The 25,212-nt window shown below is 59.8% G+C and carries 23 protein-coding genes and 3 pseudogenes; 19 read left to right on the top strand and 7 right to left on the bottom strand.

Going from position 1 to position 25,212, the window contains the following annotated elements; genetic code table 11:
* Positions 1–24: 24 nt before the first annotated feature.
* The 5 genes and pseudogenes from IVA95_RS04820 to IVA95_RS04800 all read right to left on the bottom strand — a co-directional run bounded on the left by IVA95_RS04820 (position 25) and on the right by IVA95_RS04800 (position 5,529).
* Positions 25–1,164, bottom strand: a complete 1,140-nt coding sequence (locus IVA95_RS04820) for a Gfo/Idh/MocA family oxidoreductase (protein ID WP_247509465.1) — start codon at positions 1,162–1,164, stop codon at positions 25–27.
* Positions 1,161–2,234, bottom strand: coding sequence for a sugar phosphate isomerase/epimerase (locus IVA95_RS04815; protein ID WP_247509464.1), 1,074 nt, complete (start codon positions 2,232–2,234; stop codon positions 1,161–1,163). The genes IVA95_RS04820 and IVA95_RS04815 overlap by 4 nt, the downstream gene beginning before the upstream one ends.
* A 130-nt stretch (positions 2,235–2,364) precedes the next feature.
* Positions 2,365–3,851: pseudogene (locus IVA95_RS04810) on the bottom strand (NAD-dependent succinate-semialdehyde dehydrogenase).
* A 17-nt stretch (positions 3,852–3,868) separates the two neighbouring features.
* Complete coding sequence (locus IVA95_RS04805; RefSeq protein ID WP_247509463.1) at positions 3,869–5,095, bottom strand: iron-containing alcohol dehydrogenase; 1,227 nt, start codon at positions 5,093–5,095, stop codon at positions 3,869–3,871.
* Positions 5,092–5,529, bottom strand: coding sequence for a hypothetical protein (locus tag IVA95_RS04800; RefSeq protein ID WP_247509462.1), 438 nt, complete (start codon positions 5,527–5,529; stop codon positions 5,092–5,094). The genes IVA95_RS04805 and IVA95_RS04800 overlap by 4 nt, the downstream gene beginning before the upstream one ends.
* 127 nt (positions 5,530–5,656) lie before the next feature.
* Here IVA95_RS04800 and IVA95_RS04795 point away from each other — a divergent pair, with 127 nt between their 5' ends.
* The 10 genes and pseudogenes from IVA95_RS04795 to IVA95_RS04750 all read left to right on the top strand — a co-directional run.
* Positions 5,657–6,349, top strand: coding sequence for a GntR family transcriptional regulator (locus IVA95_RS04795; protein ID WP_247509461.1), 693 nt, complete (start codon positions 5,657–5,659; stop codon positions 6,347–6,349).
* Between the two features lie 177 nt (positions 6,350–6,526).
* Positions 6,527–7,618: an ABC transporter ATP-binding protein gene (locus IVA95_RS04790; protein ID WP_247509460.1), complete on the top strand. Its 1,092-nt coding sequence runs from the start codon at positions 6,527–6,529 to the stop codon at positions 7,616–7,618.
* Positions 7,619–7,665: 47 nt separating this feature from the next.
* A complete protein-coding gene (locus IVA95_RS04785) occupies positions 7,666–9,096 on the top strand; it encodes an extracellular solute-binding protein (protein ID WP_247509459.1) in 1,431 nt (476 codons plus the stop codon).
* A 161-nt stretch (positions 9,097–9,257) separates the two neighbouring features.
* Positions 9,258–10,328: a sugar ABC transporter permease gene (locus IVA95_RS04780; RefSeq protein ID WP_247509458.1), complete on the top strand. Its 1,071-nt coding sequence runs from the start codon at positions 9,258–9,260 to the stop codon at positions 10,326–10,328.
* A gap of 3 nt (positions 10,329–10,331) precedes the next feature.
* On the top strand, positions 10,332–11,276 hold the full coding sequence (locus tag IVA95_RS04775; RefSeq protein WP_247509457.1) for a carbohydrate ABC transporter permease: 945 nt from the start codon (positions 10,332–10,334) through the stop codon (positions 11,274–11,276).
* Between the two features lie 2 nt (positions 11,277–11,278).
* Positions 11,279–12,367, top strand: a complete 1,089-nt coding sequence (locus tag IVA95_RS04770; RefSeq protein ID WP_247509456.1) for an ABC transporter ATP-binding protein — start codon at positions 11,279–11,281, stop codon at positions 12,365–12,367.
* Positions 12,364–12,813, top strand: coding sequence for a hypothetical protein (locus IVA95_RS04765; RefSeq protein WP_247509455.1), 450 nt, complete (start codon positions 12,364–12,366; stop codon positions 12,811–12,813). The genes IVA95_RS04770 and IVA95_RS04765 overlap by 4 nt, the downstream gene beginning before the upstream one ends.
* A 160-nt stretch (positions 12,814–12,973) precedes the next feature.
* Positions 12,974–13,720, top strand: a complete 747-nt coding sequence (locus IVA95_RS04760) for a type 1 glutamine amidotransferase domain-containing protein (protein WP_247509454.1) — start codon at positions 12,974–12,976, stop codon at positions 13,718–13,720.
* A 56-nt stretch (positions 13,721–13,776) separates the two neighbouring features.
* A complete protein-coding gene (locus IVA95_RS04755; RefSeq protein WP_247509453.1) occupies positions 13,777–14,628 on the top strand; it encodes a sugar phosphate isomerase/epimerase in 852 nt (283 codons plus the stop codon).
* 199 nt (positions 14,629–14,827) lie between these two features.
* Positions 14,828–14,949, top strand: a pseudogene (locus tag IVA95_RS04750) (DJ-1/PfpI family protein); the annotation flags it as partial.
* Between the two features lie 218 nt (positions 14,950–15,167).
* On the opposite strand, the gene IVA95_RS04745 reads toward IVA95_RS04750, so the two are convergent.
* Positions 15,168–16,073: a LysR family transcriptional regulator gene (locus IVA95_RS04745; protein WP_247509452.1), complete on the bottom strand. Its 906-nt coding sequence runs from the start codon at positions 16,071–16,073 to the stop codon at positions 15,168–15,170.
* Positions 16,074–16,360: 287 nt separating this feature from the next.
* Here IVA95_RS04745 and wrbA point away from each other — a divergent pair, with 287 nt between their 5' ends.
* The 7 genes and pseudogenes from wrbA to IVA95_RS04715 all read left to right on the top strand — a co-directional run.
* Positions 16,361–16,966, top strand: a complete 606-nt coding sequence (wrbA, locus tag IVA95_RS04740; RefSeq protein WP_247509451.1) for an NAD(P)H:quinone oxidoreductase — start codon at positions 16,361–16,363, stop codon at positions 16,964–16,966.
* A gap of 451 nt (positions 16,967–17,417) precedes the next feature.
* On the top strand, positions 17,418–18,098 hold the full coding sequence (locus tag IVA95_RS04735; protein ID WP_247509450.1) for an isochorismatase family protein: 681 nt from the start codon (positions 17,418–17,420) through the stop codon (positions 18,096–18,098).
* 19 nt (positions 18,099–18,117) lie between these two features.
* Positions 18,118–18,246 (top strand): hypothetical protein, encoded by a 129-nt coding sequence (locus IVA95_RS38720; protein ID WP_256470151.1) that lies wholly within the window; start codon positions 18,118–18,120, stop codon positions 18,244–18,246.
* A gap of 5 nt (positions 18,247–18,251) precedes the next feature.
* A complete protein-coding gene (locus IVA95_RS04730) occupies positions 18,252–19,202 on the top strand; it encodes an arylamine N-acetyltransferase (protein WP_247509449.1) in 951 nt (316 codons plus the stop codon).
* A 118-nt stretch (positions 19,203–19,320) separates the two neighbouring features.
* The gene (locus IVA95_RS04725) at positions 19,321–19,704 is read left to right on the top strand and encodes a hypothetical protein (RefSeq protein WP_247509448.1); all 384 of its coding nucleotides are present in this window, start codon (positions 19,321–19,323) and stop codon (positions 19,702–19,704) included.
* A 337-nt stretch (positions 19,705–20,041) separates the two neighbouring features.
* Complete coding sequence (locus tag IVA95_RS04720) at positions 20,042–20,935, top strand: DMT family transporter (RefSeq protein WP_247509447.1); 894 nt, start codon at positions 20,042–20,044, stop codon at positions 20,933–20,935.
* Between the two features lie 49 nt (positions 20,936–20,984).
* Positions 20,985–21,156 (top strand): annotated as a pseudogene (locus IVA95_RS04715) (dihydrodipicolinate synthase family protein); the annotation flags it as partial.
* On the opposite strand, the gene IVA95_RS04710 reads toward IVA95_RS04715, so the two are convergent.
* On the bottom strand, positions 21,152–21,406 hold the full coding sequence (locus IVA95_RS04710; RefSeq protein WP_247509607.1) for a hypothetical protein: 255 nt from the start codon (positions 21,404–21,406) through the stop codon (positions 21,152–21,154). The pseudogene IVA95_RS04715 and the gene IVA95_RS04710 overlap by 5 nt on opposite strands.
* Positions 21,407–23,382: 1,976 nt before the next feature.
* On the opposite strand from IVA95_RS04710, the gene IVA95_RS04705 reads away from it, so the two are divergent.
* Positions 23,383–24,423 (top strand): hypothetical protein, encoded by a 1,041-nt coding sequence (locus IVA95_RS04705; RefSeq protein ID WP_247509446.1) that lies wholly within the window; start codon positions 23,383–23,385, stop codon positions 24,421–24,423.
* 269 nt (positions 24,424–24,692) lie between these two features.
* Entirely contained in the window at positions 24,693–25,205 is a 513-nt protein-coding gene (locus IVA95_RS04700; RefSeq protein ID WP_247509445.1) for a hypothetical protein, read from the top strand.
* The last annotated feature ends 7 nt before the right edge of the window (positions 25,206–25,212 follow it).

The following is a 25,212-nucleotide window of genomic DNA, read 5'->3' as shown; positions in this document are numbered from 1 at the left end:
TGGCGTTGGATCTAGCCGCGCGCCTTACACGTCGCTGAGGCTTGTCCACATGCTCTGATTGTTACTCGATCGGACAGCGGCGGCGATGAATTCCATTCCTTCAATTCCGTCAGCGAGCGACGGCAGGTCGGGACAGGCAGTGTCTCCGGAGCGGATCAGCTGAGCAAACTGACTATAAAGTGTGGCGAACGCCTCGAGATAACCTTCGGGGTGCCCGCTCGGCAGTCGAACCTGAATCGGAGGAGCGTCACCGGAGATGGCGCCGCCTCGCGTAAGAAGTTGCTTGGGCCTGCCAAACTCGGTGAACCACATCTGGTTTGGATTATCCTGGCGCCACTCAAGCCCGGCCTTTTCGCCGTAAACGCGCAGCTGCAGACCGTTTTCGCAGCCTACGGCAACTTGGCTGGCCCATAGCATCCCGCGTGCATTGCCTTCAAAACGGAGCAGTATGTGCACGTTATCGTCGAGCCGTCTGCCCTCTACGAAAGTCGACAGGTCCGCACTTACGGCCGCGGTTTTTAAACCCGTGACAAATCGCACAAGGTTATATGCGTGCGTACCGATATCTCCGATAGCGCCGCCTAGTCCTGAACGAGCAGGATCCGTGCGCCAATCCGCCTGCTTGTTTGAAAGTGGGCGAGTTAGCCAATCTTGCGGATACTCGACTTGAACCACGCGAATCTTGCCGAGGTCACCACGCGCCACCATGGCACGCGCTTGTCGTAACAAAGGATAACCAGTGTAATTGTGCGTTAGTAGAAACTTCGCGCCGTTCTTTGGCTTGATTTTGGCCAGTGCACGAGCCTCATCGAGAGTTGACGTAAGCGGCTTGTCGCAAATCACATGAATTCCAGCCTCAAGAAATGCCTTGGCCGGCGCGAAATGCAGGTGATTGGGTGTAACGATTGAGACCGCCTGAATGCCGTCTTCGCGGGCAGCCTCTTTCGCCGCCATCTCGGCAAAGCTTGCATATATTCGATCTTCGGCCAGCCCAAGGCTTCTACCGGATTCTAGAGCCAGGGCAGGATCGGAGGACAGAGCTCCCGCAACCAGTTCATAATCGTCGTCAATTCGCGATGCAATTCGGTGCACGTAGCCGATGAAGGCTCCGATCCCACCACCGACCATTCCCAATCGGATGCGCGACGCCTCGCTGTCTCTCATGACATGCCCTCATCTGACCGCAGACCAAGCATTCTCAGATTTGCTTCCCTATTTGTGCCGGAGCCCGCAAAGTCGTCAAAAGCTCGCTCGGTTACCCGTATGATGTAATCGGAAATCAACCGAGCTCCTTCCCGAGCTCCATCCTCCGGGTGCTTTAGCGCGCATTCCCACTCCAGCACGGCCCACCCCGCGTAATCGTAGGCCGTGAGCTTCGAAAAGATCGATCGAAAATCAACCTGACCGTCTCCAATCGATCGAAAACGTCCGGCGCGGTTAACCCACGACTGAAACCCTCCGTAGACACCTTGCCTGCCAGTTGGATTGAATTCGGCATCCTTGACGTGGAACGCCTTGATACGCTCGTGGTAGATATCGATGAAATCGAGATACCTCAGTTGCTGCAGCACAAAATGGCTTGGATCGTAGAGAATGTTGGCGCGAGCGTGGTTCTTCACACGATCAAGGAACATTTCGAAAGTCGACCCGTCATGCAGATCCTCGCCCGGATGCAATTCATAGCAAACGTCTACGCCGTTGCGATCGAACTCATCCAGAATCGGTAACCATCGGCGGCCAAGCTCGTTAAAGGCATCGTCGATCAGGCCATCGGGGCGTTGTGGCCAGGGGTAGATGAAAGGCCACGCGAACGCGCCCGAAAAAGTTGCGTGGGCGTTCAGACCAAGGTTGCTCGAAGCCTTTGCGGCCCATTTCAATTGTTGAATTGCCCACGCCGTCCGAGCGGAGGAATTCCCATGGACTGCAACCGGCGCGAAACCATCAAATCCACTGGAGTAGGCTGGGTGCACAGCGACCAGTTGCCCCTGAAGGTGCGTCGACAATTCAGAAATCTCGAGTCCATGACGATTGACTGTGCCACGCAGTTCATCCGCATATGTTTTCGACGTCGCGGCCTTTTCCAGGTCAATAAAGCTGGAAACCCAGGTCGGTATCTGCACGCCCTTGTACCCAAGGCCCGCTGCCCAGGCGCAAATATTGTCCAACGTGTTAAAGGGGGGAGCTTCGTCGGCGAACTGAGCCAGGAATATTGCCGGTCCCTTGATGGTGCGCACAATTAATCTCCTCTCTCTTGTCTTCGAAGGGTCTGAGCCTGACGGCTCTGGACCCCACCGCAGTTCTGCTTCTTACCCCACGGCGCGACATGGTCACGGTTGAAGGGATCGCGCTGCACCTGTCCTCCGTCTACATCGTGACGGCGAGATATTTCGCCTCCATGAACTCGGCGATGCCATGCCCTCGTCCGCCTTCGCGTCCAATGCCGCTCTGCTTGACGCCGCCGAACGGGCGGCCGGATCCGACATGAGGCCGCGATTGAGCGCGATCATACCCGTTTCAATCTTCGCGGCTACACGCATGCCGCGGGCGAGATCACGAGTGTAGATGTAGGCGGCGAGCCCGTATTCCGTGTCGTTCGCCCTCTCGATCGCCTCGCTCTCCCGTTCGAAGCGCGAGATCGGCGCCACAGGACCGAAGATTTCCTCTTGCGCCATCGCGGCGTCGATCGGCACGTCGCAGAGGACTGTCGGAGGATAGTAAAATCCCGTCCCGCTCCCGACCGAGCCCCCGCACAGAACGCGCGCGCCACGCTCGACGGCGTTCTGAACCAGCCGATCGATCTTATCGACGGCTTTTTTCGTGATCATCGGACCGCATTCGGTGGCGGCATCGACGCCCGCGCCCACTTTGAGCGCCGTCATGCGCTTTCGAAGCCCTTCGGCGAAGGCGTCGTGGATGCCGGATTGCACATAGATGCGATTTGCGGCGGTGCAGGCTTCGCCGGCGTTGCGCATTTTCGCTACCATCGCGCCGTCGAGCGCAGCCTCGAGATCGGCGTCGTCGAAGACGATGAACGGCGCGTTGCCGCCGAGTTCCATCGAGCACGAGATGACGTGCTTGGCCGCTTCGGCGAGGAGGTGGCGGCCAACTCCGGTCGAGCCGGTGAACGACAGTTTCCGCACCCGTGGATCCGCCAGCATGGCGGCGGTGGCCGGAGCAGGACTGGAAACCGTAAGGACGTTGACGACGCCTGGGGGAACGCCGGCTTCTTCATACAGCGCAGCGAGCGCGTAGGCCGTGAGAGGCGTCTCGCTCGCGGGCTTGAGAACAACCGTGCAGCCCGCTGCCAGGGCGGGAGCGATCTTGCGCGTCGCCATGGCCGCCGGGAAATTCCAGGGCGTGATCAAAACGCAGACGCCGATCGGCTGATAGTCGACTATGATGCGGTTCGCGCCCGAAGGAGCGAGGCTGAACTCGCCGATGATTCGCACGGCTTCCTCGGCGTTCCAGCGGAAGAACTCGGCGGCATAGGCGACCTCGGCGCGCGCATCGCGCAAAGCCTTGCCGTTCTCGATCGATATCAACTCGGCGAGCGTTTCCGAACGTTGGGTCATCATTTCGAAGCAGCGCCTCAAAATTTCGGATCGCTTGCGCGGCGGCGTCTCCCTCCATCCGGCCGCCGCCCGGGCGGCGGCCTCCACCGCTGCCTCGACGTCGACCATGGCCGCATCGGGAACCTCGGCGATCACGCGCTCGGTGGACGGATCGACCACCTCGATAAGCCGCCCGTCAGCGGCCTGGCGCCATTGGCCGTCGATATAGAGGCCCCGCGAATAAGCGCGAAGGTCGAGGGTTTCGTGGTCGGTCTTGAATGTGTGCTGGGGCATGTTCATCATGGGGTCCTGTGAGCTCAGATGGCGCTGCCGGCGAGATCGCCGTCGTAGGCGGCTTTCACCAGTCGTTTCATCGCGGGAAGGTCGAACGGGCGGGGATTGTTCTTGATCAGCCGATCGATGCCGAGGGCGAGTTCTGCGGTCCAATCAATCTTGTCGGCGGGAAGTCCAAGACCGGCCAATGTAGGAGTGATCCCAATCGCCGCGAACATGCGGCTGATTTCTTCAATCGTCGCGCGGGCCATCTCGCCGTCGCTCCGGCTTGAGCGGTCGAGGCCGAGAGCGACTCCGACTTTGGCGATTTCGGTTGTCGCCGCGGAGCAATTATAATTCATCACATAAGGCAGCATGGTCGCGACGCCGAGCCCGTGCGGCGTGTGGGTTAAGGCGCCGATCGGATATTGCACCGCGTGCGCGGCGGCTGTTCCCGCGGTTCCGAACGCGCAGCCAGCCGCCAGAGCGCCCATCATCACATCCGCCCGCGCGTCCTCGTCGGCGCCATCGCGGCAGGCCTTCTCGAGACTGCGTCCCAGGAGCTTGATGGCGAGCAGAGCGAAGTGATCGGTAAGCGCCGTCTTGCCGATGAAAACATGTTTCTGCGGCAGGTCGGAAGCGACACCGCGTCTAACCGCAGTGAAGGCCTCGATCGCGTGGGTCAAGGCGTCGGCCCCTGCGATTGCCGTCAGGGACGGGGGACACGTCATCGTCAGTTCCGGGTCGCAGATCGCAGCGGTGGCAATCAGGTGCGGGCTCGAAATGCCGACCTTCAAAATTCGATCAGGATCGGAGATCACCGCGACCGGCGTCACTTCCGAACCGGTGCCCGCTGTGGTCGGCGCGGCGATCACTGGCAGGATCGGACCCGGCACCTTGAACTCACCGTAGTAGTCCTGAAGCTTGCCGCCATGGCTGATCAGCAAGGCCGCGCATTTCGCAAGATCGAGACAACTGCCGCCGCCGATGCCGATCACCATATCGGGCATGAAGCTCCGCGCCTCGTCAACGCAGACGCCGACCGTGTCGACCGGCACGTCCGGCTGCACGCGATCATGAACGAAAATCTCAACCGACGACGCTTTTAAGCCCGCGACGATTTCGGAAAAAATGGCCGTGCCGGCGAACCGCTCGTCAGTGCATAGGAGCGCTCGACGCCCATGTTTGGCGGCGACGGTGGAAAGCGCATGGCGCTGACCCTTGCCAAATAAAATCTCTCGGGGCAGCCTCAGGGCGGCGAACAGGGTCATAATGCATATCCTCTGGCGACGGACGAATTGGATTGTGCGAGACCGTTGAGTTCGCTCCAGAGGCGGGGCTCAATCTCAAAGCCATTCGCGGCGCGAAGGCGGGCCGCGCTGTCGCCGGGGCTGCAAACAGGCGCGCCGGCCTGCATGGGCGGCGCAGCGCGAACCAGATCCAGATAGCCGGAGAGCCTCGGTACCGATTCCGGAGCGGAGCCCAGATCTATCGCAAGGATGACATCGCCCTTGCAGACGAATTCCGCGTCGAGCATGCCGCGGATATCAGGCACGAGCGCTGAACCTGCGAGCGCCACGACCATTAAGCCGCGTTGAACACGATGTAGCTGTTGCGGGCCATGCGACGGGTGCCCCGTCAGTTCGGCTTCAAAAAGCACGTCGGCTTGGTGAAATTCATTTTCTTCCAAAGCATGACGCTCCATGAGCAAGCCCGCGCCCGAGTTTGGCACACCGTTCAATCCTCGTCGATTAAATCCTATAGGATATAGGATTGAATATCGCGCAAGATCGTGCTAGAGGCAACTTGTGTCAAGAGGCAGGCCGAAATCGATGAACGTCACCAATCCTTCTCAAACAGGGGCCGCCAGCGGGCAGATTCATCGCCCCACCAGTCTGGCCGGCGACGTCTATGAGGCGATTTTTGCGCAGCTCATGTCGCTCAAGATCGCGCCCGGTGCCCGTATCACGGTCGATAGCCTGGCCCGCGAATTCAACGTGTCGCAAACGCCTATCCGTGAGGCGCTAGGTCGGCTCGAGGGTGAAGGGTTGGTGCTGAAGACGCACTTGATCGGGTATCGCGCGGCGCCGCAGATCACGAAGCGCCAGCTTGACGAAATCTATGAGCTTCGATTGCGTCTCGAGCCCTACGGCGCCGCGAAGGCGGCGGCACGTATGGACGACACGAAGCTGGCGATGCTTCGCGAAGCGGCCGGGATGATGGCCCGCCGGGAAGGCAAGGACGAACGCCTGCGGTATTCGAACTTCGCGCGGCAGGACGCCGTCTTTCACGACAAGATCTTGGCCTGCGCTGAGAACGAACTCATTCGTCAAGCCATCGCTTTCCAGCACACCCACTTTCACATTTTTCGTCTCATGTTCCATTCGCGCGTCACCGAAGAGGCTCTCGACGAGCACGAAGCCATACTGGCGGCCTTTGCGGCTGCGGACCCCGTGGCCGCCGAAGAAGCGATGCACGTTCATATTGAACGCTCTCGCGATCGCCTGCTGTTAGCGTTCGATTGAGCCCCCGATGTCGATGAATGTCGCAATGGACAGAGTAAAAGAGGTCGTGCGGTTCGGAAGCGGCGAAGCGAAGGCAGTTGAGCCTGTCCTGCAGGCGACGAACCTCTCGAAGCAATACGGCTCAGTGACCGTGCTTGCGGAGGTCACTCACGCTCGGCGGTGGTCTGGGGGATGGCAATGGGGCAGTCTGAGAAATCTGCGCTGCGTTTGACAAATGTAAGCAAGTCATACGGCCGCGTGCGGGCTCTTGAAAACCTGTCCTTCAGGGTGGCGGAAGGTCGTTTCTTCGTATTGTTTGGGCCGAGCTCAGTTGGCAAGACAACGACGCTCCGCACAATCGCTGGTCTCATCGCTCCCGAACGCGGGCACGTCGAGATTTTTGGCAAGGATTGGACCCATGAGCCGATTGCGGGCCGGGGCGTATCAATGGTGTTCCAGTCCTTCGCGCTCTATCCGCACCTGACCGTTTACGACAACCTCGCCTATCCGCTGATCGAAGAAAAGCGCCCACGTGAGGAGATCGATCGCCGCGTGAAGGAGACGGCGGCGATGCTCCGGCTCGACACGAAGATCAATCGAAAGCCCAATACGCTTTCGGGTGGCGAACAGCAGCGCGTGGCCTTGGGTCGCTCCTTGATACGCCGCCCCAGGATCCTGTTGCTGGACGAGCCTTTGACCAATCTCGACGCGAAGCTCCGCCATGACATGCGGGCGGAACTGAAGCGCCTTCACCGACAGTTTGGTCTCACCATCGTCTACGCTACACCCGATGAGCTCGAAGCCCTCTCGATGGGTGAGGAAATCGCAGTGATGCGCGATGGCGGCGTGGTGCAGATCGGAACGCCGGACGAGCTCTTCGAAGCGCCGTGTGATCTGTATGTGGCAAGCAAGATCGGCTCGCCCCACATGAACATGATCAAGGGCAAACTGGCCACAGACAGCGCCGCTCTCGAATCCGCAATTGGGCCATTACCTTTCGTGAAAAAGCTGCAAGCTGCAGAAGCAGGCGAAGCGGCCGTGGTCGGCATCCGCCCGAGCGACGTGCGCTTTGCGGGGAAGGGCGAGCAAGGCGTCAAGGCCAATATTGCCATGCTTGAGCCGCTGGGGGACGTCACGATCGTATCCGTGGAAACCGGCGGTGAAACGCTGCGCATGGTGCTGCCGGAATCCGCCGCCTCGGGTTTGCAGCCCGGCCAACAGGCGGCAGTTATCCTCGATCCAAGCAAATTCTACATCTTCCGCGCTTCGAGCGGACAGGCGATGGCCTGAGGCAAGTGATTTGAAGAAAAAATGAAACCTAAACGGAGGAAACCAAGATGCCCACGACAAGGGAGATCAACCGCATAGTGATGGCGGCCGGGCTTGCCGCTTCGCTGGTGCTGGGAGCGACCTTTGCTTTCGCCGGTGAAGTGACGCTGACGATGGCTGTGCCGGATTGGCCACCAACGCGCATCATGAAGAAGTTTTTCGACGAGCAGTACAAGCCAAAGTCCGGCAACACGGTGAAGCTCCAGGTGGATTTCATTCCGTGGCCAGACTTCTATACCCGCGTGAACGCGTCGCTCACATCAGGCGAGCGGAAGTATAACTTCATCGTGTCGGACTCGCAGTGGCTGGGCGCGTTCGTCGAGGGCGGCTATTTCCGGAAGATCAACGATCTGCTCAACGCAGATCCCGAGTTCATGAAGACGTTCAAGGACATCCATCCGAACGCACTGAACTCCTATTCAACTTATCCGCACAAGTCGGAAAATTACTACGGCTTTCCGCAGTTTCCCGATGTGCTGGTGAACTTCGCACGAAAGGACATTATCTGCCACGAAGCAGAACAGAAGAACTTCATGGCGAAATTCAACCAGAAACTTCCCTGCACGGGCGAAGAGCTCGACGCCATGACCTGGGACGACTTCAAGAACGTCGGCGAATTCTTTCGCCGCAAGAAGGGCGAGATGCTGGCCGGCAAGCCTGCCGAAGACGATTTTTACGGCATCGCGTTTCAGGCGGGCAAGAGCTACGACTTCTCGTCTATGCAGATCAACGGCTTTATTTGGCAAATGGGTGGTGACATCTGGGATGAGACCCAGGCACCCACCAGCAAAGCGGAAGGTGTTGTGAACTCGCCGGCGGCCGTGAAGGCGCTGGAGAAGTATCTGAGCCTGATCGCATACATGCCACCTCTCGCCAAGACGGGCACGATGGACATCTTCAAGTCGGATGAGCTGTTCCGCCAAGGTAAGGTGGCCATGAGCATCAACTGGATCGGCCTTGCCGAAGCCTCGCTTGATCCGAAAACTTCGAGGGTCTCAGACAATTTGGTGTTCGGCATGATGCCGGGAACCAAAGGTGCTGACGGCAAGCTGGTCCGCTGGTCCAATATTGGCGGCCAGCCCTTCGTGCTGACCACCTGGACGACCGACGCACAAATCAAGGAGGCCGTGGAATTCGTGAAGTGGTGGCTGTCGTCGAACATCCAGCACCAGTTTGCGGCGGCCGGCGGTCAGTCTGCCATTAAGTCCGTGTACTCGGATCCGAAGTACGTAACTTACCGCCCCTGGAACAGGGCTTGGGCTCCTTCGCTGGATTGGCAGAAGGACGTGTGGCACGTGCCGCAGTTCTTCGAGTTACTGACCCAGCAGCAAGACCAGTACGATCTCGCCATTACTGGCAGGCAGGATGCCAAGACGACTCAGGATAATATCGCCAAGTTCCAGCAGCGCCTGCTCAAGGAGGTGGGACTGATTAAGTAACATGACGCGTGAGCTTTGCGAGCGGCGGCAATTGCGAGGCTTGGCCGGGGAAGAGACTTTGTCCTCCTTCCCCGGCCAATTGAAAAACATGGCCAGACGCCGACCGCGGTCGCACGAGGCCGCTCAGCAACGCACGGGAATTGCTTTTCCACGGAAGCTTCATGCAACTGATGTCAACCATACAATCTGCCAAGACTGCACCGGCTCTTCTTAAGTTTTCGGCCGACAATTGGCGGCTTGCAGTTCTCGTGGGACTTGTTGTCTCCGCGCTTGCGGTGGTGACCCTGCCAGCGTCCGGTTCCTTCTGGGTCGTTGGCGCTATGTCGGCTTTGGTCGCTGCGGCATTCGCGGTGAACGCCTACCGCCGTCGCTATTATGGCGGGCTCCTGGTCGCGCCCGCCATCGCCGTTCTATTCGTGATGAACATCTTCCCGCTGCTTTGGTCCCTGGGGCTTTCATTTTTTGCCTACCAGTCGAACCTGCAGTCCATCCGCTTCGTCGGCCTCAACAACTACATCAAGGTTCTGACCGACGAGGTCGCGGCCCCGGGCAACTGGAACGCCCTCATCAACACCGCCATGTTCGCGGTGTGCACAGTTTCTGCACAGATGATCGTGGGGTTTCTCCTGGCGATGCTTTTTGCCAAGCAGTTCCCGCTGCGGAAATATCTGCTGATTCTGGTTCTCACACCGATGATGCTGTCGGTCGTGGCCTCAGGTGTCTTCTTCACCTACTACTATGATCCCACCTTCGGCATCCTGAGCTATGTGATCAATAGCGTCGCGGGCGGCCAGTTCATCGTCATGGACAGCAAGGCGGGCGCTGTGGCCGGTATCGTTTTTGCCGACGCCTGGATGTGGTCGCCCTTCGTCATGCTGCTCGTGCTGGCTGGCCTCGTGTCCGTGCCGAAATATCTCTACGAGGCAGCCGCCATCGACAGGGTCTCCGCCTGGCGGCGCTTCTGGAGCATCACCTTCCCCTATATCCGCGGGCTCCTGATGTTAGCGCTGCTGTTCCGCACCATCGAAGCTTTCAAGCTGGCAGACCTTGTGATCGTGCTGACCAAGGGCGGAAACGACACAATGACGATCTCCTACCACTTAATCCGCATTGCCAACGAACAGAACAAGACAAGCGAGGGAGCCGCCATCTCCTACATCATCCTCTTCATAGTGATCGTGCTCACGAACCTTTATCTCTACGTTGCCAATCCCAAGAACCGGGAAACCTGAGCTATGACAGACAGAGTTTCTTTCTGGGAGCGGATTGGCTTTCGTAGCGTCGGCGGCATCGCGGAGGCGGGTTGGGGCCGCACGCTCGTCGTGGCGGTTGTTAGCTTCATCTACTTCCTGCCGGTCCTCTTCATCATCTTCACGGCCATAAAGCCGCAGGCGCTGGCGCTTTCAGTGCCGCCAACGCTTTCGCCTACCTCATTCTTTGGTCTCATCCCCGATCAGTTTGTCTTCACACCGACATTGGACAACTTTGCCTCGGTTTTTTCCCGCGTCATGACGGCGGGTGGCCAGCCGGAGTCCACCGGGTTTGACCGATTCTTCTTCAACTCCATCGTGATCGCGTCGGCATCCGTCCTGCTTGCCCTCGTTATCGGCACGTTGGCTGCCTATGGCTTCTCGCGCTATCCGCTCAAGGGCAACGATACCTATCTCTTCATCATTTTGACGACCCGTATGCTGCCTGCGATCGTCGTCATTATTCCGGTGATCTTGATGTTCCGCGCCGTGGGCCTTTCTGGATCCTATCTCGGCATCATCATGCTCTATACGGCTTTCAATCTCGCATTTACCGTCTGGATGATGAAGAGCTTCTTCGATGAGTTGTCGACAGACATCGAGGATGCAGCCCGTATCGATGGGTCGTCAGAAATCAAAGTGTTTTTCAAGATCTGCCTGCCGCAGGTTATCGCGGGCCTTGCCGCAACATTCGTTTTCGGCCTCATCCTCACCTGGAACGAGTTCCTGTTCGCGCTGCTCCTGACGGGTCCCGATACACGCACCGTGCCTGTGGCCATGAACCAGGCCGTGTCTTCCGGCGGGCGCGGAACGGACTGGACGCTGCTGGCTGCCATTGAAACCCTGTTTCTTGTTCCCGTTTTCCTTGCCACCTTCTTTTTGCAGGATCACCTGCTGCGTGGCGTCACGTTCGGTACGGTCAGGAAGTGATCATGTCGACCATAGAAATACGCGACCTCACCAAGAAGTTCGGCGCATTTGTTGCCGTCAAAGATGCCAACCTGTCCGTGGCGGCAGGTGAAATTGTTTGTCTGCTCGGTCCTTCGGGCTGCGGCAAGACGACTACGCTGCGCACGATTGCCGGCCTCGAACGCGCCACGGCAGGGGACGTCGTCATTGCGGGACAGCGCGTGAATGACCTGCCGCCAGAGAAGCGCGACATCGCAATGGTCTTCCAGTTCTATGCTCTCTATCCGGCGCTGAGCGTTGGGCAGAACATTGCGATGCCTCTTCACCGCGAAGCAGTTGGGAGCACGGAAGTGGCAGCTCGCGTCAGGAAGGTGGCTGACATCTTGCATCTTCGCGATATCCTGGACCGATTGCCAGGACAGATTTCGGAGGGCGAGAAGCAACGCGCCGCTGTTGCCCGCGCCATTGTCCGGGATCCCAAATGCTTTCTGTTCGACGAACCTCTCTCGCGGCTCGATGTGGAGCTGCGTCACTCCATGCGCGGCCAGATCAAGGCCGTGCTGTCAAGTCTCACGAAAGCCACTGTCATAGTTACCCACGACCAGCTTGAGGCCCTGACCATGGCAGACCGTATTGCCATCATGCGCGACGGGCTCATCGAGCAGGTGGGGAGCCCACATGAGGTCTTCGCAAAACCCGCCAATGTCTTTGTTGCGAGCTTCATCGGCACGCCGCAGATGAACCTGATCGACGCACAATTCAAGAGCTACGGCAACGGCAAGGCTAAAGTGGTCTTCGACGAGCAGGATGTCGATCTGAGCGTCCATCCCGCGGTCGCAAACCTGAAGGCTGGAAAGGTCACCGTGGGGATTCGCCCGCGAGCTTTCACCGTCGTCTCCGAGGACACCAGGGATACGATCGACGCCATGGCCGAGCTCATTGAGCCAATGGGTGCCGAGACGCTTATTCACGCGCGCACCAAGACGGGCAGCGACATCAGGGTCGTCGTGCCGCGTGACAAAAGGGTGAAGATTGGCGAGGCGCTCCACCTCGTTCCAGATCCCGCGCAAACCCACGTGTTCGCAGACGACGGAAAGGCGGTGCGCGCATGAGAAATGGCGAGCAAGGCGATGGCGGACTGACGCCGACGGCGGCGCGGACGTTGGAATACAGCATCATCGGGCTTGGCGTATTCGCGCTTCTGATGATTTTTCAGCCGTTCAACATCTCGCTCTTCCCGGTTGGCTGCGCGCTGATCGTTCTGGCGGGGCTTGTCAACAACCTCCTGCCTTTAGCGCAACCTGGTGTACCCAAGCGCTCGCTGGTAACGGTGGCCATGGTCGTCGCCATGATCTTCTGCATTGTGCTGCTCGCGGCCATCGTTGTCGCACATCTCTATGGCGCATTCTTCCTCAAGCCGCCGGATCCCAACACCGTGCTAGGCAAAGTTCAGCTTAACGCAACGCCTTGGTACATGCATAGCTTCACATGGACTATTGCGGTTATCGCTGCTGCTTTGGCTGGCCTCATCACGCTGCAGAGTCGCCGCAAGGAGTGAGCCTGCACCTTCAAGGCATCCACGGATTCTATGGCTCTGATTCGATGGATCGCCTGCCGATAAACCGCCCTCAACCAACAGACCCGTGCATTTAAGGGGATCGTTTTCTGATACTTTTAGTCACGAATGTGCCAATCAACCTCGTTCAGGAGCATGAAAGATGAGCGCGTCTCCGCAGGCCACTGCCTTCAACCGCATGCAGCAGCTAATGTCCTCTTCGCCGGTCCCATCTATCTCGACGGAATTGTTGGTGACGGCTGACGGCGAATTGAACCGAGAGCTCAAGAGCTTCCTGTTTGATCCGCCCACAAATCCAAGTCTGCTCAAGGGCAGGCGCATCGCCATCTGCTGCACCAATGGCGTGGAGGAAGTGGAGATTCTGGGCGCTCATCGCTGGCTCACCGAACACGGCGCCACTGTTCATGTTGTCTCGCCCCGCATAGGTGAGTTTCATCCCACACTCGGCCTCCGCTTCCCGCCGCAATGCGCCACCCATGTCCTCGCCATCCGCCTCATGGAAAACGCAGGTTGGCTGAAGATCGACCGCTACACGGACGAAGCTAGGGCGGAGGATTACGATGCCATGCTCCTGCCGGGCGGATGCTGGAACCCGGATGCGCTGCGCATGGACCAACATGCGCGCGCGTTTGTGAGCGCCATGTATGAAGCGGGCAAGCCCACATGCGCCATCTGTCATGGCCAATGGGTTATGGTGAGCGCCAAGATCCTCAAGGGCAAGCGCGCCACGGCTGTGTGGAACATACAGATCGACCTCGAGAATGCTGGCGCTACGGTCCTGGACGAACCCTGCGTGGTCGACGGCAACCTGATTACGGCCCGTTTCCCTTATGACCTGCCGCGACTAATTAACGCGATGGTGAAGCAGCTGGTGTCTGCAAAGGGCTAAGCCGCGGAACTGGCTCCAGATCGCCTGCTGTGGGAAAGCTCAATGGGGAGGCACGAATGAAGTACGGATTCAATCTGCTGCTCTGGACAGGGCATGTCACCGACGAACACGCGCCTGTGCTGAAGGCGCTCAAGAGGACGGGTTATGATAGCGTGGAGGTTCCGATCTTCGAAGGCACGATCGATTCCTACGCAAGGCTCGGAGATCAACTTGCTAAGATGGATCTCGACGTCACGACCGTGAGCGTGTTAGGCGCGGGGCACGATCCACTCTCGGACGACAAGATGGAGCGGCAGGCTGCCGTCGAGCGGGCCAAATGGGTCATCGACTGCACCAAGGCGCTTGGAGGATCGATCATCGCCGGCCCGATGCACTCCGAACTCGGTCGCTTCACCGGAAAGGGGCCCACGGCGGATGAGCGCAAGCGCGGGATCGAATTTCATCGCCGCGCTGGCGACCATGCCGGAAAGCATGGCATGAGCTTTGCCCTTGAAGCGGTGAACCGATTCGAATGCTACTTCCTCAACACGATGGATCAGTTGGCCAGCTATCTGGACGAAGTCGATCATCCCGCAATCAAAGGGATGTACGATACATTCCATGCCAATATCGAGGAGAAGGACCCGGTCGGCGCCATAAGTACAATCAAGCGGCACATGATCCATGTCCATATCTCGGAGAATGACCGCGGCGTCCCGGGGAAGGGCCATGTGCCGTGGGGTCCCACCTATAAGGCGCTGAGGGCCGCAAAATATGATGGTAGGTTGACGATCGAAGCCTTCGGCCGCGCCGTTCCGGCGCTCGCCGCCGCCACCCGCGTGTGGCGCGACTTCTTCCCCAACGAGGAGGAGGTTTATGAGTTCGGGCTCAAGGGCATGCGGCAAGGCTGGGCCGAGGCCGGGTCCTGAATGTCAGGTCTACCTCGTCGGCACCTGTGACCGCTGACAAAAGCCCGAAACGTCAGCTTCGCAGAATCTATCGGGTGGACCGTTTTCTCAGCAATCCGGACGACGCGTCGGCGCTTCCGAGATGACCACGACGTCCTGCAGCAATCGTTGGTGAGTCCATGAAAGCTGCGGTCAATACACGCAACGGATCGCCGGACGCGACCTGTATCACGCGGTCTATTGCGCGGGCGGCCGTGGTCCGAATATATCCGCACGGACAAACGAGTCCAGGCGATCGTCCGTCACTTTCACGAGACGAAAAAGCCCATTGTTACGATCTGCCGGGACGAAGAGCTCAAGATGGACTCGGCGGAACACCGGGGCATCATCAGCAGTGGTGTCACGGCGGCCGTGAAGGAGTTCTGTGATACTCGATGGGGCGTCCTTGGTCCGATCTGAAAGCGTCAGTTCAGCCTTGCCATTTTCGGACCCTCAGCCCTGCCGCTCGCCGGTGACGCGCCCCGGCAAAACCGGAGCAGTTTCTGACCGTGCGCGCCGCGTCAATCCCTTGCGAACCCGGCTGGGTGCAGCGCGTTCGATTGCGCCTTCAGCTCGAGGACCAGGAAGTCGATGAGGGCGCGGATGCGGGGCGTATCGCGCATGTCCGCGTGCACACCGAGTTTCACGGCCTGGAAGGGTTCAGCCAGAGGAGGCTCGAACCGCACTAGGCCCGATCGCCGATCCCCAAGGACGCGCGGCAAAGCCGCCATGGCTTCACCGGCTTCGGCGCTGGCGATATGCGACTGCATGCCATTGGTTTGAAGGACGGAACGGGCCTTCGGGGCGATCGCCTTCAGCCATTCCATGGGAACGACCTTGATCGGCGAGTCGACGAGCGTGACCACGCGGTGGCCATCGCACCCCTTGTCGAAATCCGGCGGTCCATGGCGATCCAGGTACTCCCTGGACGCATAAAGGCCATAAGACACATCGGCCATCTTGCGCTCGACGAGGTCCGCCTGGTCGAACGTGCCGATACGCAAGGCGATGTCAGCCTCGCCGCGGGACAGATTAAACCTCCGCGGATCATTGATCAGGTCGATGCTCACCAGCTTGTGCTGCGCGCAGAACCGCGCCAGCAGCGGCGCCAGCACGTCGTCGCCGAACCACGCGAGGCTTGTCACCGTGATCAGCCCCTGCAAACCCGTATCGCGAGCGGCGATGCGCCGCTCGACGGCCCGCGCGCCGTCCTCCATTTGGCTGAGCGACTCCACCAAAGCTGCGCAGAGGGGCGTCGGTGAAAGACCGTTGGCCGCACGCTCGAAGAGCTTAACTCCGACGCGCTGCTCGAGGCCGTCGAGCCGGCGGCTGACTGTCGGCTGGGTGGTGCCAAGTGCGCGCGCAGCGGCGTTGAGTGAGCCATGGCGGGCGATTGCGAGCGTGATCTTCAGGTCATCCCAGTCCAATTCATATCTCCCCTCAGCCTGAGGGCCGACAATGCTATACGTTTTCGTATGCCCCCTCTACGCCCTAGTTCGTTGATCAGCGAACTGCTGTGCTGCATTTACGGCCTCCGTCTGTCCTGCATTACGCCCCCCGTCGAGCATTTGATCCAATCGGGGCCGGTCGAGGAGGTCACATGGTCAGCGGAAACCGTTTGCTCGGCGTCACCCATGTCGCAGATCCCAAGATGCTGTTCGGGGGCCGAAGCAACGGCTGCCGCCTGATGCAGAGGTGCCTGAAGAGGTGAACAATGACGCGTGTTCTAGTGCTCTACTATTCATCGTACGGCCACATCGAGAAGATGGCGGAGGCGGTTGCCGTCGGTGCTCGCGAGGCGGGCGCTGACGTCGACATCAAACGCGTTCCGGAGCTCGTGCCGGAGGCGATCATCCGCAAGGCGGGCTACAAGCTCAACCAGGCTGCGCTTATCGCCCAGCCAGCCGAGCTTGCCGACTACGACGCGATCGTCATCGGCACGCCGACACGCTTCGGAAACATGGCCAGCCAGATGAAGAACTTTCTCGATCAGACCGGCAGCTTATGGACGCAGAACAAGCTCGTCGGCAAAGTCGGCAGCGTCTTCACCTCGACGGGAAGCCAGCACGGCGGCCAGGAATCGACCATCCTCGCCACGCACGTGGTTCTGCTGCATCTCGGCCTGATGATCGTCGGCCTACCTTACACCTTCAAAGGTCAGATGCGCATGGACGAGGTGACTGGAGCGTCGCCCTACGGCGCATCGACCCTCGCCGGCGAAGGCGAACGACAACCGAGCGCCAACGAGCTCGACGCTGCAGCCTTTCAGGGACGGCACGTGGCGGAGACCGCAGCCGCGCTGCTGCGCGGTCGCGCTTGAACAAAGCACGCGGTTCTCCGCGAGACCGCCAACGGTCTTGCAACGCGAGCCGCGACCTCACCACCCGTACCCGCGGTGGCAGCACCGCGTGGGACAAAGAACAAGTTTCTATCAGCGTTCACGCGCTCCGCCACGCTAACCGGGAGGAAGGCATGAGCAACATTCCTTGTTCGAACCCAACAAATTGGGATCTCGCGTTCGCACTTTCGATCCACTCGGCAGCGTGCGGCTCGTGGCTGGCCTCTGGCGCGCGAGCATCGAGCGGAACAGCTGCTCAGCCTAAACGATGCTCACTTGGTGGGCTCGTGCGCTCGCAGATGGCACGGGCAGCGGAGTTGTTCTGGCGCGTCTAGTCACACCGTGTTGCTCGCAACGCTAATGGAGGTTGGAAACAATGGAGTGGAGAATTTCTAGCATCTTGACATACGCCACGTTGGCCACGATCGCGACGATGGCTGCCATTTTGCCAACAACGGCGCCGGCACAGCAGCCAGGATCGCGCTATCTGGAGCCCCTGAGCCCTGACAACAGTTTGCTTCTCCTCGTCGACCTTCAGCCTCAGTACGCGTTCACGGTGGCATCGATCGACACCCAGACGCTGATCAATAACGCCATCGGCATCACCAAGGCCGCCAAGGTCTTCGCGGTGCCCACCGTTCTGGCGACGATCTCGGCGCAGAGCTTTGCAGGGCCCTTTTTCCCGCAAGTGCAGGCAGTGCTCCCCGGCGTCACACCCCGTGACCGGACCGCAATCAACGCCTGGGAGGATCAGAGCCTCGTCGATGAGATCCGGCGATCGGGGCGCAAGAAAATCATCGTCGGCGGTCTGTGGACCGACAGCTGTGTGACGCTACCTGTTCTCTCCGCCTTGCGGGACGGCTACGAAGTCTATGTGCTGGCGGATGTTGCGGGCGACGTGAACCAGATGTCACACGACATGGCCATGCTGCGCATGGTGCAGGCTGGAGCGACACCGGTGACGTGGCTCGCCGTCCTTCTTGAAGGGCAGCGCGACTGGGCCCGTGAAAAGACGGCCGGAGCCGTGAGCGAGATCGCCAAGGCACATGGTGGCGCCTTCGGCATGGGCATTACCTATGCCAGAGCCATGGGCATCGGCAGGACGTCGAAATGACCATGAAAGGCAAATCGCCATGACGGACACTGTCGACCTTTCTGCCTATTTTGCGAGAATTGGCTATGCCGGTGGCGGCGCGCCGACGCTCGATACGCTGCCGCCCTGCATCTCCGACATGCCGAGGCCATCGCTTTCGAGAACCTGAACCCGGTGCTGGGTTGGCCCGTCGACCTCGATCCGAAGGCGCTCGTGAGGAAGCTCATAGGGGAAGGGCGCGGCGGCTATTGCTATGAGCAGAACCTGCTCTTCGGGCAGGTGCTCACAGCGCTTGGTTTCCGGGTCACGGGTCTCGCCGGCCGAGTGCGATGGAACACGCCCGACTGCGTCATGACACCTCGCAGCCACATGCTGCTGCGTGTCGATTTGGACGCGCATCCCCACATCGTTGACGTCGGGTTCGGCGTCCAGACGCCGACTATGCCGCTGCGCCTTGAAACAAACGTCGTGCAGACCAGCCCCCATGGTCGCTTTCGCCTAATCAAGGCCGGAGATGGTTTCATGCTGGAAGCCGAGGTCGACCGCGCCTGGAAGAACCTTTACTGGTTTGACGTTCAGGAGCAGCTGCGGCCCGACTACGAACTGTTCAACTACTACTTCTCGACCCATCCGAGCTCAGTCTTCGTCACTGATCTGATTGCTGCGAGACCGGCGCCGGGCCGCCGGCACGTCCTGTTCAACAACCGGTATACGGTTAGGTATGTGGATGGACCGGTGCAGCAGCGCGCTCTGACCAGTGCTGTCGAACTCGGCGAGGTACTGCGAACCGAGTTTCGCCTGTCGGGCCTCGGCTTGATGCCCTTTTCGAGCTTGACAATTCGATCCTGCTGCAGCCTGAATCGGGCGAGCCATCACAGTACGGTATCATCAATCATTGCCGCTGGGATCACTGGCACGATGTGCTCCCGGACCTTCGGTTCCGGCCCACCTTTCGAAGTTACGTCCTCGCCAACTTCGACGCCAATGGCGTTGTGCCGATGCCGATCCTGTATCGGCTCGCGCGCTGACGGTGTTGGCCGGCGGAGCCAGAATCAGCAGAGGGCGAAGACTCATGACCAAGCACCATGCCTTCATGTTTATCGGCAAGACGCACCAACCCGTTGACGGCTGCGTAGTGATCGAGCTCGAAGACTGCCGGCCGACGGCACCAGCGCACGATGCGGCAGTGAAAGTTGCGCTCGAGACACCGCTTGGGTGAGGGGCTATGAGTACGAAATCGCGGATGAAAGGGATCACATTACGGCCCGCCGCTGCCGAGGACGCGGCGGCAATCGGGGCGGTCTTCGACGCCGCGGTCCGCGCCGCCTGGACCTACCTCGGCGAGCTCAACGCCAAGCCAATGTTCGCGCCTCGCGATTGGGATCAGCTCGTCGCCGAGCACATGGCACCAAACGTGTTCCTGGTCGCCGTCGACGAACCGAGAACGTCGTCGGCTACACAGCGGTCCATCCCAAAGACGGCGAGATGTTTCTTCTCTTCGTTCACCCCGGCCACGCCCGTCGCGGTATTGGGCGCACTCTGCTCGCTGCAGCGGATGACGCCCTGCGGGCTGCCGGGTGCCGGGAGACTTACCTGTTCGTCCACGAGCAGAACGAACGGGCTATAGCCGTGTACACAGCGGCCGGCTACCGCCCGGATGGGTCGGTCCGCGAGTCGGACTTCCGAGGCACCCGCTTGCGTGAGCTGCGTCTCGTAAAGCGCCTCTCGCATGAGTGATGGCCGGTGATTCCTCTCATCGTCCGCAGAGAGAACGAAGGAAAGGGTGCGGAGCATGAGCGCCGAGTAGGCGCGACGAGCCGGTTAACGGAGAGGGCGAGCAGCATTCTTGTTACTATGGACGGTCTTGCATCATGCGCGAGTGATTGCATCCTTTGCTCGGCAGTGCATTTTTGTTGTTCGATTCTCACCCAACCGATTGAAGACATGCTGCCCAGGGATCGCCCATGATATCGAATCGCACTACGGCGCTGGCAAGCCTCATTGCGGTTATGCTTGTGTGGGGCAGCACTTTCGTCATCACCAAGGCAGCCGTCAGCGAGATTCCACCGATTACCCTGAGTGCGTTACGGTTTCTCATAGCCGCGGTCGCGCTGATACCCATCGCGGCCACCCGGGGTGGCTTCAGGTCTCTGCCGTGTCCATTTCCCCTTCCTGCCCTCTTGTTGATGGGGTTCACCGGCATCGCCCTCTTTCATGTCGGGTTTAACTATGCGCTGCTCTACGGTTCGGCCTCCCAAGGGGCGCTCATGTTCGCGCTCGTTCCCGCCGCTGTCGTCGTCGCCGCGGTCATCGGTCTCAAAGAAACTCCATCGAGACGCCGTGTCGCCGGCATTGCGCTGCCCGTGTGCGGCGTGGCGCTCGTTGCGCTGACCGGCGAGAGGGATGGCGCCTCGCCGCAGCCACTGCTTGGCGCGCTGTGGATGTTGGGAGCGATCGTTGCATGGGCCATCTATACCGTGATCGCGAAGCGTTTAGCCGATGCAGACCAAATCGTCGTGGTCGCATGTGCCTCGGCGATCGGCGCGGTGATGCTGATGCCGCTTGCTGCTTTCGAGTTGATGCATGCTCCATGGCCGTCCCCTTCTCTGCAGGCCTGGCTCGCCGCGTTATTCCTCGGGATCGTGGCCTCAGCCATCGGCTTTGTTCTCTACAGCCGGGCGTTGCGAGAGCTCGATGCGAGCGTTGTCGGCGCGTTCATTAATCTGGACCCGATCGTTGGCGTCCTGACTGCGGTCGTGATCCTGGGCGAAACGCTCGGTGTGGGGCAGGCAGTTGGCGGTGTCATTGCGCTTGCGGGAATGTGGCTCGCATCTTCAGAAAACGCTGGGAAACCGTGAGGTCTCTCGTAGCAAGTTGGACTGTTGCTCTTGGGTTCTCGGGCCCAACTCGATGGAACGTGGCGCTGCCGGCGTGATGATTGCACCGTCACCGTCCCTGCACTGACGATCAAATCACAAGGTACTACCGCCAGGCAGTCGAGGCGATTGGTCCGGATGTAGTTTTCGTTTGTTCAAGATTACCCTTGATGCTGACGGTGCAGATGACTGCGAAAGTCATCGGGCAGCGTGCCGGGCAGGCCATGCGGCCTGCCGTGGAGCAGCAGCGGGACCGGCCGGCTCGCTGCCCGTCACTTCTTTTGCTTTTCGCGCCCGTCCTGCCAGCCTTGGCTGCCGTCGGCTTGAATATTTGGCGTTCAGCGTCGCGAAGGCCTTCTGGTAGACCTCGTTCTCCGCCATCGGCATCAGCACGAGATCGTCATGCGGGGAAGCGACCCAGTCACCGGTCCAGATCGCGAAGGTCTCTCGCACGGCTTGATGCTGACGGCTACGTCACCATCACGGGCAGGTGGAAGGACGTGCTCGTCCAGGGCGGCCTGGATCCGCGGCGTTTTGCGCTTGAGACGATTGGCAGTGCCTACGAGCCGATCGAAAATGGCACGGCGGCAGGCAAATCGTTATCAATGTCGGCGCACGGGATGCGCCAAGTGCTGGTAGCCAGGACCGTAGGTTCCCACGTGCGGGAATGAATAGATTCCAAGTACCGTCGAGATCCGCATCAAGACATCAACATTCAACGTTAGCTGCTTGTGCTGTTGGACCTTTTTGCATCAGCTGATGAATCTGGAGCGAGACGGATACCCAAGGATAAGAAGGCGCTGCTGCTCGTTAAGGCCCCAATGATCGGCAACTCTCAGAGAGGTTCGCAAGCCCGGCGCGCTGAGGCGCCGTCGGTTGACCGGATCGAACAGATCCAATTCCGGCGCGCTCCGCGACAACACCAGCCATGATCTTGGGAGCTGAAAACCTCGGCGCCGCAGAAATGTAGACCGATCAATCGGTCCGCTGAATCGTGTTCGAACCGCTGCGCGCGAATTGGAGGGATGGAGTCCTGTGCCTGTGACGCTGCCATGTCATCAGCTTTGCGCCGGCAATTCCTGCTTGCGCGCCCCGACGAGATACATGCCTGGCTTGGAGCAGGGGACTGGACTGAGCCAGCGCGGGTTTCTCGCCGGAGCGCGCACACCTGTGCTCGGAGCCCTCCTTTGGTTGCGATATTATGAAAATTGAAGCGTTCGGAAAGCCGGCAGTCTGGATGTGCCAATTTTGGTGGTAGGGATGGCGGCTGTCGGAACTGTTCTGTGATGTGGCTGTAAGCCGGGTGTGCCGGGTTTTTCATCTTGATCCCGCGGCTCCCGGACCGGATCGCTCGGCAGCGGTGCGCAGAACGAGAAAGTCCACTATGCAGTTATCCAAAGTCGCCGCTTTGGCGCTTAGCGTTGGTGCTACAGGCTCAATGTCCGCGTCTTTAGCGCTGGCCGCTTCGGACTGTCCAAAATTAGTAGAACTCGCGGCTTAGGGCGAGAGCTCGACCAGCGATATTAGCGTCGCGTCCGGGCAAAGTTGGCCATTTCCGATCACGATGCGCGGCACGGTGAGTAGCTCGGACATTTTACAAAAGCCGGCACACGGCAATCGGTAATTACTGTGCACGCGACGATCAAATAGCGTTCCTCGCGTCCATTGCATGGCGGCCGCGCGTTGCCGTCCAACAAGTTATCTTACGGCAGCGACCCACGCAGGTCTGCAACACCAATATCCAGGGTGACTCGGCCACCGTTCGCGGGACTGATGTGCGTGCGCACTTCGCTGTGTTCGGACACAGTGATGACTTGAACGACGATCGCGCCAAGCAGAAGCACCGTGAGCATACCAGCCCAGTCTGGGCCGGAGTTAGATATAGATTGGACCTGCGCATCATTACTGCACCCATGCGCATCGCCGCCAGCCCACTGCAACAGGCGTCGTTGATTCGTTAGGCGATTTGGTGGCGTGGCGGCGGCGATCCGGCGTTCATTCTTTTGTGCACCCTCTTGCGCGCGCCGCTACTCAGCCGGAGCGCTCGCACGGTAGGGCGGTGCCCGGGCACGTCCGAACGGGCGTAACCGATGTCATGTCAACCGTCCGAATGTTTGCGATCCGAATTGACGACTCGGCTTTTGGGTTGCCGCGGTGACATTCTCTCTTGAGTTCGGGAGCGTCCGTCCAGTCGGCGCGAAGCAGTTAGTGGGGCAACAGCCATGGATCGTCCGGGTGTATCGGAAGGCGTTCCTTTCGGCCGCAAGGATCTGTTCGGGCACGATGCCCCAGCCTATGGGTGGCTTGCGCGGGGTTCGTGGTCATACTCCCCGATCCATACGGGAGACAACAGCGCCGGCAATGGCGGCAACGGCCATTTTGCCGGGAGCCTGATCGCAACGAGCTACTCTGCGTTCGAGCCGCTCAACATGGCGCAGGCCGGCTCTCATGCCACATCCCATGCCTATCAGACGAACATCGTGTATGTCGATCAATCCGCGACCCAGATCGCGGGAGTCGGCGGTGATGGCGGTAACGGAAATGTCGCATCAGGCGGAGACGTTGGCGCGTTCGGGCCCGTGACCGGCATACCCGGCGTCCGGAGCGTGATCGGCTCCGGTGACAACAGCACCGGCAATGGTGGCGATGGCCACTTTTCCGGATCGATGGTGCATGCTCCTGTCGCGGTCTACGCGCCGATCAACGTTGCGGTAGCAGGATATAATTCAAGCGCCCACGCCGATCAGACAAACAATGTGGTGTTCGATCAATCCGCTTTTCAGATGGCCGGCGTTGGGGGTGATGGCGGGAACGGCAGTGCCGCATTTGGCGGCGATGTGTCGGTCTCCGGAATTGGCCACGAGCCGCACCAGCTCATCGGCGGGTTAGGCCTCGCCTCCGAACACGGCGGGATGGGCTCCATCGCGAGCGGGGATAACCACGCGGGCAACGGCGGAGACGGATACTCCTATGGGGGGCTCGTTCACGCGTCGTTTGCGTTGTACTACCCGATCAACATCGCGGTGGCGGGATACAATTCCACTGCCAACGCCGAACAGACAAACAATGTAGTGTTCGATCAATCCGCGTTTCAGATGGCCGGCGTCGGAGGTGATGGTGGGAACGGCAACGCCGCGACTGGCGGAACCCCGGACATATTTTCCTCCATTTTCGACTTGATCGGCTCTGACGTCATCGCGACCGGCAACAATGGCGCCGGCAACGGCGGCAGCGGCCATTTCTCGGGAAGCATCGTCGACATCGACGTGGCGATCTACGCCCCGATCAACATTGCGATCGCCGGCTACAATTCAACAGCCGAGGCTCATCAGAGCAACAACGTCCAATTCGATCAGAGCACGATCCAGATCGCTGGCATCGGTGGCGACGGCGGCCATGGCAACAGTGCGTTCGGTAGCGATTTCGCCATGCAACTGTTGTCGGGGCTTCACTTGCTGGATCATGCCTAGCGCCTTTTTCGTTTCGACCGAATCGAAACGAGGCTCCAGGTTTTGATTTGACGCGTCTTTCTGGCGCAACCTTTCGCTTCATTTGAAAATGCTCGAGCAACACTGGGCTTGCCCAGATCGCCCCGACCAGAGGATACCACCTTGAGCATACGCGCCTCGCAAAAGGATGGCATCAGCTTTGGCAGCTAGATCGATCCGGCATCCAAATCCAAAATCGTAGCTGTCCACATTGGGACACACAGTGTGCAAACCAGCTCAGGGAGACTGACATGGCAAAGGCAAAGGCATCGTTTCCTTCCGACACGATCGTGATCAAGGCTTCGACCGGCGGCAACAGCGCAGGCAACGGCGGAGACGGCATCAACAAGGGTGACATCACCAGCAAGCCCAGTATCGAATTTAACCCGTACAACAAGGCTGAGGGTGCCGACGTGTACGTCAAGGCCGGCGATCAGGTTCATCAGAAGGCCTACTGGGATGCCGGGGGCGCGAATGCGAAGGCGGAGAAGCATTCGAAAGCAGAGGGTGGAAAAGCCGTATCGAATGGCGATCAGGAATCGGACAGCGGCCACAACAAGTCCGACGTGGATGCCAACACGAAGGCCTATCAGGAAAACTACCTCAAGGCGGACCTGAGTCAGAACGTGTGGGCCGGCATCGGCGGCGAGGGCGGAGACCACAACAAGGCGGAAGGTGGTGACGTTGAAGTCAATATCCTGAGCGACTCGCTCAACAGTCACGAGACCTACTATATCGACGATTCAGGCATGGGGCACGGCTGATCGACGC

Source organism: Bradyrhizobium sp. 157, assembly GCF_023073815.1.
Lineage (GTDB): Bacteria > Pseudomonadota > Alphaproteobacteria > Rhizobiales > Xanthobacteraceae > Bradyrhizobium.
Note: the sequence above shows the minus strand (reverse complement) of the source record. Positions and strands in the feature narration are given on the sequence as shown.

Coding starts and splice junctions, on each gene's coding strand:
- IVA95_RS04780 (WP_247509458.1), top strand. CDS start 9,258: ATGCAACTGATGTCAACCATACAATCTGCCAAGACTGCACCGGCTCTT.
- IVA95_RS04700 (WP_247509445.1), top strand. CDS start 24,693: ATGGCAAAGGCAAAGGCATCGTTTCCTTCCGACACGATCGTGATCAAG.
- IVA95_RS04735 (WP_247509450.1), top strand. CDS start 17,418: ATGGCTGCCATTTTGCCAACAACGGCGCCGGCACAGCAGCCAGGATCG.
- IVA95_RS04795 (WP_247509461.1), top strand. CDS start 5,657: ATGAACGTCACCAATCCTTCTCAAACAGGGGCCGCCAGCGGGCAGATT.
- wrbA (WP_247509451.1), top strand. CDS start 16,361: ATGACGCGTGTTCTAGTGCTCTACTATTCATCGTACGGCCACATCGAG.
- IVA95_RS04760 (WP_247509454.1), top strand. CDS start 12,974: ATGAGCGCGTCTCCGCAGGCCACTGCCTTCAACCGCATGCAGCAGCTA.
- IVA95_RS04720 (WP_247509447.1), top strand. CDS start 20,042: ATGATATCGAATCGCACTACGGCGCTGGCAAGCCTCATTGCGGTTATG.
- IVA95_RS04805 (WP_247509463.1), bottom strand. CDS start 5,095: ATGACCCTGTTCGCCGCCCTGAGGCTGCCCCGAGAGATTTTATTTGGC.
- IVA95_RS38720 (WP_256470151.1), top strand. CDS start 18,118: ATGACGGACACTGTCGACCTTTCTGCCTATTTTGCGAGAATTGGCTAT.
- IVA95_RS04820 (WP_247509465.1), bottom strand. CDS start 1,164: ATGAGAGACAGCGAGGCGTCGCGCATCCGATTGGGAATGGTCGGTGGT.
- IVA95_RS04725 (WP_247509448.1), top strand. CDS start 19,321: ATGAAAGGGATCACATTACGGCCCGCCGCTGCCGAGGACGCGGCGGCA.
- IVA95_RS04800 (WP_247509462.1), bottom strand. CDS start 5,529: ATGGAGCGTCATGCTTTGGAAGAAAATGAATTTCACCAAGCCGACGTG.
- IVA95_RS04705 (WP_247509446.1), top strand. CDS start 23,383: ATGGCGCAGGCCGGCTCTCATGCCACATCCCATGCCTATCAGACGAAC.
- IVA95_RS04775 (WP_247509457.1), top strand. CDS start 10,332: ATGACAGACAGAGTTTCTTTCTGGGAGCGGATTGGCTTTCGTAGCGTC.
- IVA95_RS04755 (WP_247509453.1), top strand. CDS start 13,777: ATGAAGTACGGATTCAATCTGCTGCTCTGGACAGGGCATGTCACCGAC.
- IVA95_RS04785 (WP_247509459.1), top strand. CDS start 7,666: ATGCCCACGACAAGGGAGATCAACCGCATAGTGATGGCGGCCGGGCTT.
- IVA95_RS04790 (WP_247509460.1), top strand. CDS start 6,527: ATGGGGCAGTCTGAGAAATCTGCGCTGCGTTTGACAAATGTAAGCAAG.
- IVA95_RS04770 (WP_247509456.1), top strand. CDS start 11,279: ATGTCGACCATAGAAATACGCGACCTCACCAAGAAGTTCGGCGCATTT.
- IVA95_RS04765 (WP_247509455.1), top strand. CDS start 12,364: ATGAGAAATGGCGAGCAAGGCGATGGCGGACTGACGCCGACGGCGGCG.